The following is a 13,827-nucleotide window of genomic DNA, read 5'->3' on the forward strand; positions in this document are numbered from 1 at the left end:
GGCATGCTCAACCCGGTTCACCTTGTACTTGGTGAGGAGACGTTTCTCGCCGAGCGCGTCACCAAGGAAATCATCGACAGCCTCGGCCCGGCGGTCGAGGTGACGACGCTGCGTGCCGGCGACGTCACCGAGGGCGAAATTGCGATGGCGACAAGCCCGTCGCTGTTTGCCGAGGAGCGCGTCGTGGTGGTCAAGAAGACAGAGATGGCTCGCAAAGAGCCGACGCAGGTGCTCTTGGAGGCGTGCAAGAACCCTGCCCCGGGCATGACCATCGTTATCGAGCACACCGGCAAAGGCCACCAGAAGGCGGCGGTGACGAAGTTCAAGAAGCTGGCGGAGGTACACGCGGTGGACCCGGTCAGTGCGCGTGACCGTCCGGCGTGGCTGACCGCGGAGTTCCGTCGCCACGGGGTGCGCCCGCACCAGGACGTGGTGTCAGCGGTGCTCGAGTCCGTTGGTTCAGACTTGCGCGAGCTGGCCTCTGCCGTCTCGCAGCTTGTCGCGGACACGGGCGGGCAGGTCACAGTCCAGGCTGTGCGGGACTATTACACGGGGGTGGCAGAGGTTGCTGGGTTCGATATTGCCGAGCTTGCGGTGCAAGGACGCGCGGATCGCGCGCTCGCGTCGACGCGCCGGGCGCTGCAGCTCGGAACCGATCCGGTCGCGATCGCGGCCGCGCTGGCTTACAAAGTTGGCGACGTTGCGAAGCTGCAGGGTATGCGAGGGGATCCAAACGCGCTCGCCCGCGATCTGGGCATGGCACCGTGGGGAGTGAAGAAGACGATGCAGATTGCCCGCCGCTGGTCACCTGCCGCGGTGTCGGAGGCGGTCATCATAGTGGCGGACCTGGATGCGGAAGTGAAGGGAAACGGGGGCGTGCCCGAGTTCGCGGTGGAGAATGCGGTTCGCCGTATTGCACAGCTCGCGTGATATTTTTTTCGTTATGAGCGATGAGAATCCAGAGGACGTGCAGGAGTTCGCTACTGCGCTGTTTTCCCTGGCCAGATCTGGGCAGCTGCAGCTGCTGGAGTACGTTGACCGCGGGGTCGACGTAGATTTGAGCAATCAGGACGGTAGTAGTTTCTTGATGCTCGCCGCCTATGCCGGCCACCCCGAGCTCGTGCGGGGGTTGCTCGAGCGCGGCGCTGACGTGAACAAACTTAACGAGCGCGGCCAGAGCATCGTGGCAGGTGCAGTGTTTCAAGGTGATGAGGCGATCGTGCGCATGCTTATCGACGCCAACGCCGACCCCGACGCCGGCCACCCCACCGCCCGCGAGACCGCCACCATGTTCGGGCGCGCAGAGCTCATCGACCTGTTGCCGCCGAGGCGCGAGGCATGATCGGGTTCGGCGACCTCGCCGTCATCGTCGGGCTCAACGTATTGGGTGCGGCATCGCCCGGCCCCGACGTCATTTTGCTGACCCGCACGGGCACCCGCTCACGCAAGCACGCGTGGGCGACCACCCTCGGCGTGCAGACTGGCGTGCTGTTCTGGTGCACGCTCACCGTCATTGGCGCGACCGCGCTGCTGAATGCGTTTCCCTGGGCACTCGAGGCGGTGCAGCTCGTCGGCGGGACGTTTTTGGTCTGGATGGGCGTCGGTAACGTGCGCGGTGGGTGGGCGGATCGCCGCAAGCCGCCGCCGAATACGGTGGAGGCGGCGAAGCGGCTTGGCAGTCCTCGGGCGAGCTACTGGCGCGGACTGACGACGAATCTAGCTAACCCGAAAATCGTGCTCGCCCTGTCCGCGATGATTGCGCCACTGCTCCCAGCTCACCCTTCGGTGGCTACCGCGGTGGTGGTCATCGCCGCGTTGTGGCTGAGCTCTTTCGCGCTCTTCGCCGTCTACACGCAGGTGATTTCGACGGAAAAGGTGCGCCGCCGTTTGCTCGGGGCGGGCCCGTTTATCGATATCGCGGCGGGCCTCTTCTTCATCGTGGTGGGCGCGGTGCTGTGCGCGCGTGGGGCGCTCGCGTTGGCGTAGCCCCCGCGCGCAGCATCAGCTAGAGCTGCTGCATGACGAAGTCTACGGACTCCCTCGTCGCGTCGGGGCGGGTAAACCACGTGTGACCGCCGCCGTTGACGCGCACGAGCCGCGTCGGGGTGATGCACCCGATTGGCTCGATGGAGGTGGCGCCGAAAAGACCACCATATTCAAAGGTGCGGGTCGAGCAGCCGTTCTTTTGCCCGAACGTGTCGAGCACGCGAGTCACCGGCTGGTAGGCACCGCCGTGGCGGGTGCCGCCGTTGTAGTTGATGACATCGTCTCGGGTGCCGTGCATCAACAAGGTGGCAACGCGGCCGAAGTCGCAGTTGCTGACCGTTGGGTCGTAGTACGCGCCGGCCGCGGAAGCGATGGCCTTGACAGTGTCGGAGGCGTGGCAGCCAAGCACTGCGGCCATGCCGCCGCCGTTCGACAGGCCGATTGCGGCGACGCGGTTGCGGTCGCCGCCGAAGTTCTCGGCGAGGTCCGCAATCACCGCGCGAACGTAGGCGATGTCATGGTTGATGCTGGTCTTTGCATACGGGGCGCCGGCCCACGCGTTGTCGACGCCCTGGCCGTAGACAACGATCGTGTCCGTGGCAGCGTCCTCCAGGCGCAGGTACTCATGAGCCCGCTCCGCGGAGTGCTGCCAACCACCGAAGCCGAAAATGATGCGGTAGGAGTTGCCCTCTGCGTACCCCGGTGGCAGGACCATGTTGTAGGAGCGGGTGCGGCCGCCGACGCTGATGGTGCGGCGCATCGTGCCGTCGGGCGCGAACCCTGCGTCCCGGCCGCCGCGGTAGCCGCCGTCAGACGCGCCACCAGTACCGCCAGCGCCGGAGGATCCTTCGGTACCCACAACGGGAAGTGCGATGCCGAGGATGACCAGCAGCGCGATCAGCGTGCCAATGCGCTGTGCGATGACGGGGTCAACGCCGGGGATCTCCGGGATGACGTCGGAAAGCGAAGCGGCGTGCGCTTCTTCGGTCAAAGGGGCGTCCACAACGGCAGTGGAGCCGAGCGCCAGGCCGGCTGCAATGGCAGCGGAGCACAATGCGCGCTGGTAGCGACGAGGTTTCTTCACGAACGAGTATCGTAATCTAGCCGCAAGCTAAATACACTCCGGGGGTAAGCGCATAAAAAGATAAAACCCGCCACTAGCCTTGAAGGGCTAGGGCGGGGGTGACACGCGCTCGCGCCGTCGGCGCGAAGGCGTTTGTTACGCCATCTTGTTCAGCGCCTGTGCCATGTTGGACTTCTTGTTCGCCGCGTTGTTGCGGTGGAAGACGCCCTTGGTCACGGCCTTGTCGAGCTTGCGGGAAGCAACGCGCAGCTGTGCCTCAGCGGCAGCCTTGTCGCCGGACTCCACGGCCTCGCGGAACTTGCGGATCTCCGTGCGGGTGGCGGAGCGGACGGACTTGTTGCGCTGACGACGCTTCTCGTTGGTGAGAACGCGCTTCTTCTGCTGCTTGATGTTTGCCATGATGTACCTCTTGGTCTTTCGTATTCGGATCGGTCATGTCGATCTTCACCGGAAAGGGCGTAAGCGTTTGACTGTGGCAACCGCAGCGCGGTTTACGCGGACCCAAGGTCCTGCCCGCGTCGTCAAACAGCCCTGAAATCTTCCGGGCGAGAACAACTCCTCCAAACTAGCAGGGTGCAGGCGCAAGCTCCAAACTGCTTAGCCCCAGTCGAAGCGGTCCCGAAGCCGGTTGGCGACGCGCTCAAAGCGACGCGGCGGGATAATCGTGCCGGAGCGGTGCAGGTCACTTTCGGGGACGATGAGCGTTTTGTCCAGGCGCACCCAGCAGGGTTTGCCGGATTCGTGCCATTCGCCTGCGCCGATGCCGAGCCAGCGCTCGTCGTTAGCGTGCTCGGATTCGGGGGAGATGAGCAGCCCGAGCACCTCGTTGCGCTCGCGGCCGACGACGAGCATGCTGCGTTGGCGCGGCGGGTGCGAAGGCATGGTGACCCACACGACTTCCCCGGGCTCGGCGTTGCCGTCCATGTCGGGCGCGTAGTAGATATTGCGCGGCAAGAGTGCGGTCGGTTTGACGGTGACGTAGGTGGCGGTGCGTGGTTCGTGCGCGGGGTTGCGTGTGCCGAGGCGCTCGTTGAGCAGCGCGAGGCCTTGGTCGAGGGACGCGGTGCGTCGTTCCCGACGCGAACGTCGCTTAAATAGGTGGGAGGTTTTCGCCTTGAGCTTGTTGAGCGGCGCGAAGCTGCCTTGCCGCTTGACCAGGCGCGGGCCATCGCCGCGGGTGCCGACTTCTCGGTGTGATTCCACGTTGGCGAACCTCCCGTTCGTGTTGCTCGCCACTTTAGGCGCTTGGTGCGGGTGGGACAAGTGGTTGGGGGTGGGTTGGCCCCGGTAGGATGGTGGAACTATGGCTGCCACGACGAAGAATTTTGCGGAACAGACGTTTACCGATCCCTCGCGGATTCGAAACTTCTGCATTATCGCTCATATTGACCACGGTAAATCCACGCTCGCGGACCGCATTTTGCAGCTGTCCAACGTAGTCGCCGCGCGCGAGATGCGTGACCAGTACCTGGACAATATGGATATCGAGCGTGAGCGTGGCATCACCATTAAGGCTCAGAACGTGCGCTTGCCGTGGACACCGAAGACGGGCGAGTTCGCCGGCCAAGACATCGTCCTGCAGATGATTGACACCCCGGGCCACGTCGACTTCTCCTACGAGGTGTCGCGTTCGCTCGACGCCTGCGAGGGGGCAATTTTGCTTGTCGACGCGGCGCAGGGGATCGAGGCACAGACCCTTGCCAATCTGTACATGGCCATGGAAAACGATCTCGAGATCGTCCCGGTGCTGAACAAGATTGACCTGCCGGCGGCCGATCCGGAGAAGTACGCGAACGAGATCGCCCACATCATCGGCTGCGAGCCGGATGAGGTGCTGCGTGTTTCCGGCAAGACAGGCGAGGGCGTGCCGGAGCTGTTGGACAAGGTCGTCGAGCTGATCCCGGCGCCGACGTCGGAGCACGGCGCGGACGCACCGGCGCGCGCGCTGATCTTCGACTCGGTCTACGACACCTACCGCGGCGTCGTCACCTACGTCCGCATGATGGACGGCAAGTTGGAGCCGAACCAGCGCGTGCAGATGATGAACACCGGCGTGCAGCACGAGATTCTGGAGATCGGCGTGGTCTCGCCGACGATGAAGAAGACGAAGGGCCTGGGCCCCGGCGAGGTCGGCTACCTCATCACCGGCGTGAAGGACGTGCGTGAGACCCGCGTGGGCGATACCGTCACGTGGGCGCAGAAGGGTGCCGACGAGCCGCTGGATGGCTTCGAGGAGGTCAAGCCGATGGTGTATTCGGGCTTGTTCCCGGTGAGCCAGGAGGACTTCCCGGCGCTGCGCGAGAGCTTGGAGAAGCTGCAACTCAACGACGCATCGCTGACGTGGGAGCCGGAGACGTCGGTGGCGCTTGGCTTCGGCTTCCGCTGTGGTTTCTTGGGGCTTTTGCACATGGAGATCACCCGCGACCGCCTCGAGCGCGAGTTTGACCTGGACCTGATTTCGACCGCGCCGTCGGTGACCTACCGCGTGATCGCCGAGGATGGCACCGAGCACATGGTGCACAACCCGTCCGACTGGCCGGGCGGCAAGCTGCAGCAGGTGTTTGAGCCGGTGGTGAACATGACGATCATCGTGCCACAGGAGTTCGTCGGCTCGACGATGGAGCTGTGCCAGTCGAAGCGTGGCCAGATGAAGAACATGGAGTACCTGTCCGAGGACCGCGTGGAGCTGCGCTACCTCATCCCGCTCGGCGAGATCATTTTCGACTTCTTTGACATGCTCAAGTCCCGCACGAAGGGCTACGCTTCGCTGAACTACGAGGACGCTGGTTGGCAGGAGTCGAACCTGGTCAAGGTGGACATTCTGCTGCAGGGCGATCCGGTGGATGCGTTCTCGGCGATCGTGCACCGGGATTCTGCGCAGTGGTACGGCAACAAGATGACCAAGAAGCTCAAGGAGCTCATCCCGCGCCAACAGTTCGAGGTGCCGGTGCAGGCCGCGATCGGCTCGAAGATCATCGCCCGCGAGAACATCCGCGCGATGCGCAAGGACGTGCTGTCGAAGTGCTACGGCGGCGACATTTCGCGTAAGCGCAAGCTGCTGGAGAAGCAGAAGGCGGGTAAGAAGCGTATGAAGGCGATCGGTTCGGTCACCGTGCCGCAGGAGGCGTTCGTCGCGGCGCTGTCTACCGACGAGGGCTAAACACCCCGATCAAGGCGGTCGCCACAACCGTGGCCACCGTGCCCCAGGGCCCTTCGCTTATCGACGCCGCGAGCCCCCACACGTTACCTACCAGGTGTAACACCCACGCGGCCTCGATGCCGCGGGTGCGCCAGGTGAGCCAGGCGGCGCAGGTGGCGAAGACGGCGACGTCAGCAAGCGTGCCCGCGTTACCCGTGTGCAGGGCGACAAAACCCAGCGTCGGCAGGCCGTAGGCGAGTGGCGCGGCCAGGCCACCGAGCATTTGCGGCAGCGCGGCCCGGAAGACGAGTTCTTCTGCGGCGGCCTGCAGCGCGACGACGGTGCAAAGGAAGAGGAACGCGCCCCAGCCGAGTGCAGGTGACCCAGGGGATGCAAGGGTCGCGACGGCGTAGACACACACCGTCACCGCGAGCGCGCGGCCGACAAGTCCCCAGCGGATGCGCCTTTCCGCGGAGATGAGCGTGGCGGGGTGTCGCCCGGTGCACGCGCGTGCGAGCGGGGCTGCGGGCAGGGTCGCGGCGAGGATGCACAGCGGCTCGAACCGGGGGTCAACCGTGCCCGTCGTTTGGAGACCGAACGCGGCGGCCACGCCGAAGGCGGTCGCAAAGACGACGAGCAGCACAAGCTCGCCAACGCGCACGCCGACGTCGGCGTGCGCGGCACTGTGGAACTGCGTCATGGCTGCGTCGGCGCGGTGACGTGTACGTCGAGACCGATTTCCGCGGACTCGCCCGGCGCGAGTACTACGCCGTCCCGGTTCTCGCCGAGCAGCGCCGGTTCGACGCAGACGAACCTCGCCCAGTCGTCGGTGCCGAGGCTTTCGTCATGGGCGCATACTTCGGGGCCGGGGTTCCAGACCACGACGTGGTCGGTGCCGTGGGTGGTGAAGGTGAGGGTGCGGTGGGCGTCGCTAAGCGAGCACTGCGCGGTGGTGCCCACCACGCGGTCGACTTCCTCGCCGAACACGATGGGGGACTCGAGCGTGCTCGTGGCACCGGCGATCTTATCGAAGTAGGGCGCGCCCTCAAGCCCCGTAACGCGGGCACCGGCAGCGTCGACCGCCCAGTATGGGTGCAGCGCGAGCTGGATGCGGCGCGGGACGTCGTCGAGGTTGTCGACGCGCAGGTGAAACGAGATGTCGGGTTCGGTGCACACGGTGTAGGTCAGGCGCAGGTGGTCGTTGGTCAGTTCGGCTGTGGTGCCGTCGCTTTGCGCAGTGCGCACCCAGGGCAGCTGGTTGGCCCAGCCGTGCATCTGCGGGCCAAGCGTCTGCGCGAACCAGGGCGCGACGACGGGCACGCCCCCGTGGGCGGGGTTGGCAGCTGATTGGAACAGCAGGTCGCCGGTCGTGTGGGGCAGGTGGCGCAGGTGGGCGTCGAAAGTCGGCATGGGGGCAACCTTAGCGCCCACCACGACGCTGGCGAGCACAGCGAGCAGGAAAGCGCCGAGCAGGCCCGCGATCGGGAGGAACGCGCGCGACGAATCCAGATCGGCGATGCCGGAGAAGTTGGCGTAAGAGACGTTCGCGTTGTTGACAATGTGCAGCGCCAGCGCGAGCTCAAGCCCGCCGGTGCGGTGCACAAGGAGCGCGGCTAATAGCGCGAAGATCGTCACGGTGACGAGTTGCCCTCCACCGCCGGTGTGGCCGAAAACGAACAGCGGCACCGGCACGAGATACGCAACCCACGGCGACGGCGCCCACGCGCCAACGCACTGCACAAGACTGCCTCGGAAAAGAAGCTCCTCGGCCAAACACTGCAGCGGCAGCACCAACAGCGTGATCACAACGCAGGAGAAGAAGACTGCGTCGAGGCGCGCGGGCGGGGCACCGAAGGCGAGTACACCCACCGCGAGCGCGAGCAGGCTCGGCGCGGCAAACGCGGCGAGCGCGGGGAGGAAGAAGCGCCATCGGAATCTGCGCTCGATCGACCAGAGGACGCGCACGTCACGGCCCGACGCCCAGGCGGCAACAAACGCGGCCGGGATCGTCAGCGCGATCGCCCCGTAGCCGAAGAGCATGGAAGTGGGGTTGCCCTCGGCGATGCCGCCCGGCTGCTCCACGCCGTTGATCAGTAAGAAGGGCACCACCCACACCGCCTGCAGCACGACGAAGAGCAGACCGGCAACGGTAATCTCGACGCCCGGGCGCCACCAGCGGTACGGGCGGGTGCGGTCACGGCGTGCGAGGCGATGGTAGGCGGCAATCACCCGGATAGTGTCTACGATCGGGCATATGGAGTCAACCGTCGAAATCACCAGAGACCAGTGGAGAATCTTCGCGCGCGTGATGGGCCAGCCGGACGCGCCGGCGTTGCTGTTCCTCCAGGGCGGGCCCGGCTCGCCGGCGCCGCGGGAGCGCTTCGAGTGGATCCAGGAGGCGCTGCGCCGCGGCTACCGGGTCGTGTTGCTGGATCAGCGCGGCACGGGCCGTTCGACGCGCATCGACGCCGCAACACCGGAACTCATCACTGCGGAAACGCTCGTACAGCTGCGCGCGCCCGAGATCATCAAGGACGCCGAGGCGATCCGCGAGGCGCTCGGCATCACCCGGTGGGACGTGCTGGGTCAGTCCTTCGGCGGTTTCTGCCTGCTGCACTACCTTGCAACCGCGCCGGAGCGGATCGGGGTGGCGGTGTTTACGGGCGGGTTGGCGTCGATAAGCGAGGGCCCTGATGCGGTCTACGAGGCGACCTTTGCCAAACTGCGCACCCGCCACCGTGCGTTCAACCTGGCGCTGCCGGACGCGGAGCGGATGATCCGCGAGGTGTGCCGCCACCTCGCCACGACTGAGGAGACGCTGCCCACCGGCGAGCGGCTCACCCCGCGCCGCTTCCGCACCATCGGTATCGAGCTTGGGCAGGAGGGCGGTTTCGCCTCGCTCGCGAACCTGCTCGAGGTGCCGTTCCACCCCAATGGGCGGCTGCGCACTGACTTTCTCGCCGCGATCGGCCAGCGTGTGAGCTTCGCGCCCAACCCGCTCTACGCTGCCATCCACGAATCCATCTACGGCGGCACGGTGGCGGGCGCGACCGACTGGTCCGCTGAGCGGGTCTCGCGCGCGATCGCCGGTTTCGGCCTCGACGCCACGCCTGACGACGACGAGTTCTACCTCACCGGCGAGCACATCTTTCCCTTCCAATTCGACGAAGACCCCGCGCTGCGCCCCTTCAAAAACGCCGCGCACGCGCTCGCAGAGAAAGGCGACTGGGCGAACCAGTATGCGGGCATCGTCGACGGGGTGGCCGCGCACGACGCCGCGGGCGGGAAGCGCGTCGCCGCCGTCTACACCGACGACATCTACGTACCCCGCGAACTGTCGCTGGAAACGGCGCGCACGCTCGGCATCGACGCGTGGGAGACAGCGCACTACCAGCACGACGGACTGCGCAAACACGGTGCGGCGGTGCTGGGGCAGCTGCTGGAGCGCGCGGCGGGCACGCGGTAGCCAAAGCGGGCTATGATCAGGGCATGCAACGACCGTTTCCCCGCGAAGAAGCGCAGCTCAGCGAGGCAGAGGCCACCGAGTTCGAGCTGTTAACCAGTGGTTTCGAGCGCGTCGAAGAGCACGTGCTCAGCTGGGCGCTTATTCCGCAGATTTACAACTAGGCAGTTCATCCGCCGCCGAAGGGTAGGACGGCTGCGCGCCGGGGCGCTGCACGGCGAACGCGCCGACGCGGGCGGCAAAGGCGGCGGCCTCGTCGAGCGAGTCGCCTGCGACCAGCCGATGGCACAGCGCGCCCGCGAACGCGTCGCCCGCGCCGACGGTGTCGACGGCGTCGACGCGCGGGGTGGGGATGGGGCGTAGGCCGTCGGCGTCGGCAACCAGAGCACCGGCGGCACCAAGAGTGAGCACCACAGAGGGGAAACCCACGTCCAGCAGGCGCTGCGCGAGCGTCTCCGGTTCGCCGGTGTCGTCGGCGCCGAGCTGGGCGAGGATCAGCCCCGCCTCGTGCTCGTTGGCTAGCAGCGGGTCGGCCTGCAGCAGGGCCTCGCGCGGGACGTCGACGACTGGGGCGAGGTTGACCACGACGCGCCCGCCGGCAAGCGCGACCGCTTCGGCGAAACCGTCCGCCGGGATTTCGCCTTGCAGGAGAACGAGCTGCGCGTCCTCGACGGGGGCACTGTGGGCGCGGACATAAGCAGCGTCGACACACGCGTTCGCGCCGGGCACGACGAGCACCGTGTTCTCCCCGTCGGCCGCAACCGTGATCACGGCAAGGCCGGTGACGTCCTCGACCTCTTCGACGTTGCTTAAGTCGACGCCGGACGCGCGCAGCACGGCAGTCGCGGGACCGGCGTTCGCATCGTCGCCGACCGCGCCGACGAGCGCGACGCTGGCACCCAGCTTCGCCGCCGCGCACGCCTGGTTGGCACCCTTCCCGCCGGCGGTGAGCCCGCCTCCGTCGCCCAGGAGGGTTTCGCCGGGGTTCGGGTGGCGCGGCACGGTGACGGTGAGGTCGGCGTTAATGGAGCCGACCACGACGATGTCTGCAGATGAGTGGCTCATGCCTACTCATCGTACGGAATGATCGCCTCCAGCAGTGCCTGCGTGTATTCGTGTTGCGGGTTCGCCCAGATTTCCTCGGTGGCGCCGTGCTCGACGATGCGGCCGCGCTCCATCACCGCCAGTCGCGGACACAGCTCGCGCGCGACCTGCAGGTCGTGGGTGACAAAAATGAGCGTGTGCTTACCGACGGTCGCACGCAGCAGTTCGAGCACCTGGTGCTGAATGGTGGCGTCGAGGGCGGAGACGGGCTCGTCGGCAAGCAACAGGCGCGGGCGCGGGGCGGCGGCGCGCGCGATTGAGATGCGCTGGCGCTGGCCGCCGGAAAACGCGCGGGGGAGGCGATCACCGGTGCCGGCGAGTCCGACGGCGTCGAGGACCTTATCGGCGGCGTCGGCGGTGACACCGGTCTCGCGGATGGAATCGCGCACCCGCATCCGCGGGTCGAGTGAGGAGTACGGGTCCTGGAAGACCATCTGCAGGTGTTTCTCGGCGCGCACCTCGCCCGCCGAAGGGGTGATGAGGCCCGCGATGACGTGCAGCAGGGTGGTTTTGCCGGAGCCGGAGCCGCCGACGATTGCGAGGCGTTCGCCTTCGTGGACGGTGAGGTTGACGTCGGAAAGCACGCGCGTGCCGCCGCGGTCGACGCACACGCCATCCAACTCGACCGCCGCCGAGGAAGCGATTTCGCACGGCGCCGGCGCGGGCGGGCCCGGCCGGGCGGCGGACTCGAGCTGGCGGGCGTACTCGCTGTCGCCGTCGACGATGCGGCCTTGGTGGAAGACGAGCGTGCGGTCGGTCATGCGGCGGACGACGGCGAGGTCGTGGGAGATGAACAGCAGCCCCATGCCGCGCTCGCTTACCAGCTCGTCGAGGAGGTCGAGGATCTGCGCCTGCGTGGTCACGTCGAGGGCGGTGGTGGGCTCGTCACAAATCAGCACGTCGGGGTCTTGCGACAGCGCCAGCGCGATGAGCACGCGTTGACGCTGCCCGCCGGAGAGCTGGTGCGGGTACGCGTCTGGCCGGTCGACGCCCACCTGGCGCAAAAGCTCGCGCGGCACGAGGCGGCCAACCTTGGTCAGCGGGTCGAGCGCGGTCATCGGCTCCTGGAAGACCATGGCGACGCGGCTGCCGCGCACGCTGCGGCGCACCCGGTCGCGCGTGCCGACCATCTGGACGCCGGCGACGGTGACGGAGCCGCGCGCGGCGGGCAGCCCCGGCGCGTCGGCAAGCCCCATGATGCTTAAGGCAGTGACGGATTTGCCGGAGCCGGATTCGCCGATGACCCCGACGCGTTCGCCGCGGGCGACGGTGAAGGAGACGTCGTGGAGAATGCCCGGCACGCTCAACGAATCGACCGTAATAACGGGGGCGGTCACGGTGTCCTCCGATCGCCGAGAAGATTGAAGCCTAAAACGGTGAGTGAGATGGCGAAGCCGGGCCACAGCGCCAGGTGAGGGGAGGTGGCCAGGTACGGCTGCGAGGCCTGCAGCATCCGCCCCCACGACGCATACGGTGCGGGCGTGCCCAGGCCGAGGAAGGACAGGCCCGCTTCGGCGAGGATGGCAAGCGCGAGCGCAGTCGAAATTTGCACTGTAATAATAGGAGCGATGTTGGGCAGCACGTGGCGCGTGGCGATCCTCAAGGCGGGCACGCCGCTGATCCGGGCGGCGAGGATGTAGTCCTGGTGCATGATCTGCATGGTGCCGACGCGCGCGACGCGCACGAACCCGGGGATGCCGGCGATGCCGACGGCGGCAATGACCACCCACGTCGACGCGCCGAACACCGCCGTGAACACGATCGCGAGCAGCAGCGCGGGGAAAGCGAGCAAAAGATCAGCGCCCGCCATCACGGCGTGCCCGGCGCGCCGCCGCATGCCCGCGAGCACGCCGAGCGGCACGCCGATGAGCGCGGAGCACGCAACCGCGGCGCAGGCGACCGACAGCGTGAAGCGTGCGCCGTGCATGATGCGCGAGGCGATGTCGCGCCCCAGCGCGTCGGTGCCCATCCAGTGCTGCCAGCTCGGGCTCGCCAGGCGTACGGCGGGGTCGGCGTGGAGTGGGTCGTAGGGGGTCCAGACGAGCGAGACCAGGGCGGCGACAGCTGCGGTGCCGATGAGCACCCAGCCGAGGGCGCGCGAGGTGTTCGTGCGAGTCATGCGCGCCTCCGGGTCCGCGGGTCGATCGCAGCGTAGCTTACATCCACCACCAGGTTCACCAGGAGGGTGAACGCGACGATGCACATCATGACGGATTGGACTTGGGTGAGGTCGCGGTTGCCGACGGCGTCGAGAAGCATGCTCCCGAGCCCGGGAATCGCAAACACCCGCTCGATGACCACCGCCCCCACGATCAGCGCCGACAGCTGCACGCCGGTCACGGTGAGCACAGGCAGCGCGGCGTTGCGCAGCGCGTGGCGCGCCAGGGCAGTGCTTATCGACGCCCCGCTCGCCCTCGCCGTGCGCACATAGTCTTTCTCCAACTCCTCGGCGATCGCGGCGCGCACGTACCGGGTCAGGATCGACGCCTGCACCAGCGTGAGCGCGACCACCGGCAGGACGGCGTGCGCGGGCGTGCCCCAACCATTGGCCGGCAGCCACCCGAGCCGCACCGAAAACAGCGCGACGGCGAGGATGCCCACGAGAAAGGAGGGCACGACGATGCCGATTTGGGTCAGCCCGTCGACAATTGCGGCGTCGGCGTGACCGCGGCGGCGCGCCAAGTACACGCCCAGCGGGACCGCGATGCACACCGAGACGGCCATCGCGGTGAGCGTGAGCACAAGCGAGACGCCCGCGCGCTCCGCGAGCTGCGGCCCAAGCGGGGTGCCACTGGCCATGGAGATGCCGAAGTCGCCGGTGAGCATCCCGGTGACCCAGCTTAAGTATTGGGTGACAAGCGGGCGGTCGGTGCCGAGCTGGCGGGCGAGCTCGGCCACGTCGTCCTCGGTGGCAGAAACGCCGAGCGCGACGCGCGCCGGGTCGCCGGGTACTGCGCGCAGCAGTAGGAAGATGATGAGGCTGGCGGCGGCGAGCAGGAGCGCGAAGCGAGCGAGCGCGCGGCCGGCGCGGGCGGCAAACGTGGTTGACAT

15 protein-coding genes are annotated in these 13,827 nt (G+C 67.1%); 6 read left to right on the forward strand and 9 right to left on the reverse strand.

Features of this window, described 5'->3' with window-relative positions:
• The first annotated feature begins 3 nt into the window (after nt 1-3).
• From holA to HMPREF2990_RS00545, 3 genes are read left to right on the forward strand one after another with little or no spacing between them, the layout of a single operon-like run.
• A complete protein-coding gene (holA, locus tag HMPREF2990_RS00535; RefSeq protein ID WP_070762171.1) occupies nt 4-930 on the forward strand; it encodes a DNA polymerase III subunit delta in 927 nt (308 codons plus the stop codon).
• A gap of 13 nt (nt 931-943) precedes the next feature.
• Complete coding sequence (locus HMPREF2990_RS00540; RefSeq protein ID WP_070762172.1) at nt 944-1,342, forward strand: ankyrin repeat domain-containing protein; 399 nt, start codon at nt 944-946, stop codon at nt 1,340-1,342.
• A complete protein-coding gene (locus HMPREF2990_RS00545; RefSeq protein WP_070762173.1) occupies nt 1,339-1,986 on the forward strand; it encodes a LysE family translocator in 648 nt (215 codons plus the stop codon). The genes HMPREF2990_RS00540 and HMPREF2990_RS00545 overlap by 4 nt, the downstream gene beginning before the upstream one ends.
• Nucleotides 1,987-2,005: 19 nt before the next feature.
• Here HMPREF2990_RS00545 and HMPREF2990_RS00550 read toward each other — a convergent pair whose 3' ends face one another.
• The 3 genes from HMPREF2990_RS00550 to HMPREF2990_RS13135 all read right to left on the reverse strand — a co-directional run bounded on the left by HMPREF2990_RS00550 (nt 2,006) and on the right by HMPREF2990_RS13135 (nt 4,273).
• Entirely contained in the window at nt 2,006-3,070 is a 1,065-nt protein-coding gene (locus HMPREF2990_RS00550) for a CE1 family esterase (RefSeq protein WP_141757725.1), read from the reverse strand.
• Nucleotides 3,071-3,205: 135 nt separating this feature from the next.
• The gene (gene rpsT, locus HMPREF2990_RS00555; protein WP_038591974.1) at nt 3,206-3,469 is read right to left on the reverse strand and encodes a 30S ribosomal protein S20; all 264 of its coding nucleotides are present in this window, start codon (nt 3,467-3,469) and stop codon (nt 3,206-3,208) included.
• Nucleotides 3,470-3,667: 198 nt separating this feature from the next.
• Complete coding sequence (locus tag HMPREF2990_RS13135) at nt 3,668-4,273, reverse strand: type II toxin-antitoxin system PemK/MazF family toxin (protein ID WP_246817375.1); 606 nt, start codon at nt 4,271-4,273, stop codon at nt 3,668-3,670.
• 100 nt (nt 4,274-4,373) lie between these two features.
• Here HMPREF2990_RS13135 and lepA point away from each other — a divergent pair, with 100 nt between their 5' ends.
• Nucleotides 4,374-6,230, forward strand: a complete 1,857-nt coding sequence (gene lepA / locus HMPREF2990_RS00565; RefSeq protein WP_070762175.1) for a translation elongation factor 4 — start codon at nt 4,374-4,376, stop codon at nt 6,228-6,230.
• Here the strand turns inward: lepA and HMPREF2990_RS00570 are convergent.
• On the reverse strand, nt 6,214-6,909 hold the full coding sequence (locus HMPREF2990_RS00570; RefSeq protein WP_070762176.1) for a CPBP family intramembrane glutamic endopeptidase: 696 nt from the start codon (nt 6,907-6,909) through the stop codon (nt 6,214-6,216). The genes lepA and HMPREF2990_RS00570 overlap by 17 nt on opposite strands.
• Nucleotides 6,906-8,438: an aldose epimerase family protein gene (locus HMPREF2990_RS12235; RefSeq protein ID WP_083316897.1), complete on the reverse strand. Its 1,533-nt coding sequence runs from the start codon at nt 8,436-8,438 to the stop codon at nt 6,906-6,908. Before HMPREF2990_RS12235 ends, HMPREF2990_RS00570 begins: the two co-directional genes overlap by 4 nt.
• A 25-nt stretch (nt 8,439-8,463) precedes the next feature.
• Between HMPREF2990_RS12235 and HMPREF2990_RS00580 the strand changes: the two genes are divergently transcribed.
• Both HMPREF2990_RS00580 and HMPREF2990_RS12805 read left to right on the forward strand, forming a co-directional pair.
• Nucleotides 8,464-9,675: an alpha/beta fold hydrolase gene (locus tag HMPREF2990_RS00580; RefSeq protein WP_070762177.1), complete on the forward strand. Its 1,212-nt coding sequence runs from the start codon at nt 8,464-8,466 to the stop codon at nt 9,673-9,675.
• 23 nt (nt 9,676-9,698) lie between these two features.
• Nucleotides 9,699-9,836 carry a hypothetical protein gene (locus tag HMPREF2990_RS12805; RefSeq protein ID WP_168167092.1) on the forward strand — a complete coding sequence of 46 codons (138 nt, stop codon included), beginning with the start codon at nt 9,699-9,701 and terminating at the stop codon, nt 9,834-9,836.
• On the opposite strand, the gene HMPREF2990_RS00585 is transcribed toward HMPREF2990_RS12805, so the two are convergent.
• Genes HMPREF2990_RS00585 through HMPREF2990_RS00600 form a run of 4 tightly spaced genes read right to left on the reverse strand, consistent with a single transcriptional unit; the run spans nt 9,814 to nt 13,827 of the window.
• Nucleotides 9,814-10,737: a ribokinase gene (locus HMPREF2990_RS00585; RefSeq protein WP_070762178.1), complete on the reverse strand. Its 924-nt coding sequence runs from the start codon at nt 10,735-10,737 to the stop codon at nt 9,814-9,816. The two genes, HMPREF2990_RS12805 and HMPREF2990_RS00585, sit on opposite strands and share 23 nt — an antisense overlap.
• A 2-nt stretch (nt 10,738-10,739) precedes the next feature.
• Nucleotides 10,740-12,113, reverse strand: a complete 1,374-nt coding sequence (locus tag HMPREF2990_RS00590; protein ID WP_070762179.1) for an ATP-binding cassette domain-containing protein — start codon at nt 12,111-12,113, stop codon at nt 10,740-10,742.
• A complete protein-coding gene (locus HMPREF2990_RS00595; RefSeq protein WP_070762180.1) occupies nt 12,110-12,895 on the reverse strand; it encodes an ABC transporter permease in 786 nt (261 codons plus the stop codon). Before HMPREF2990_RS00595 ends, HMPREF2990_RS00590 begins: the two co-directional genes overlap by 4 nt.
• Nucleotides 12,892-13,827 (reverse strand): ABC transporter permease, encoded by a 936-nt coding sequence (locus HMPREF2990_RS00600; RefSeq protein ID WP_070762181.1) that lies wholly within the window; start codon nt 13,825-13,827, stop codon nt 12,892-12,894. The genes HMPREF2990_RS00595 and HMPREF2990_RS00600 overlap by 4 nt, the downstream gene beginning before the upstream one ends.

The sequence above is a fragment of the Corynebacterium sp. HMSC071B10 genome (genome assembly GCF_001814825.1).
Lineage (GTDB): Bacteria > Actinomycetota > Actinomycetes > Mycobacteriales > Mycobacteriaceae > Corynebacterium.

What these genes read in the sequence shown, in the direction of transcription:
- holA (WP_070762171.1), top strand. Translation starts at nt 4, where the DNA reads ATGCTCAACCCGGTTCACCTTGTACTTGGTGAGGAGACGTTTCTCGCC.
- HMPREF2990_RS00540 (WP_070762172.1), top strand. Translation starts at nt 944, where the DNA reads ATGAGCGATGAGAATCCAGAGGACGTGCAGGAGTTCGCTACTGCGCTG.
- HMPREF2990_RS00545 (WP_070762173.1), top strand. Translation starts at nt 1,339, where the DNA reads ATGATCGGGTTCGGCGACCTCGCCGTCATCGTCGGGCTCAACGTATTG.
- rpsT (WP_038591974.1), bottom strand. Translation starts at nt 3,469, where the DNA reads ATGGCAAACATCAAGCAGCAGAAGAAGCGCGTTCTCACCAACGAGAAG.
- lepA (WP_070762175.1), top strand. Translation starts at nt 4,374, where the DNA reads ATGGCTGCCACGACGAAGAATTTTGCGGAACAGACGTTTACCGATCCC.
- HMPREF2990_RS00570 (WP_070762176.1), bottom strand. Translation starts at nt 6,909, where the DNA reads ATGACGCAGTTCCACAGTGCCGCGCACGCCGACGTCGGCGTGCGCGTT.
- HMPREF2990_RS00580 (WP_070762177.1), top strand. Translation starts at nt 8,464, where the DNA reads ATGGAGTCAACCGTCGAAATCACCAGAGACCAGTGGAGAATCTTCGCG.
- HMPREF2990_RS12805 (WP_168167092.1), top strand. Translation starts at nt 9,699, where the DNA reads ATGCAACGACCGTTTCCCCGCGAAGAAGCGCAGCTCAGCGAGGCAGAG.
- HMPREF2990_RS00585 (WP_070762178.1), bottom strand. Translation starts at nt 10,737, where the DNA reads ATGAGCCACTCATCTGCAGACATCGTCGTGGTCGGCTCCATTAACGCC.
- HMPREF2990_RS00595 (WP_070762180.1), bottom strand. Translation starts at nt 12,895, where the DNA reads ATGACTCGCACGAACACCTCGCGCGCCCTCGGCTGGGTGCTCATCGGC.
- HMPREF2990_RS00600 (WP_070762181.1), bottom strand. Translation starts at nt 13,827, where the DNA reads ATGTCAACCACGTTTGCCGCCCGCGCCGGCCGCGCGCTCGCTCGCTTC.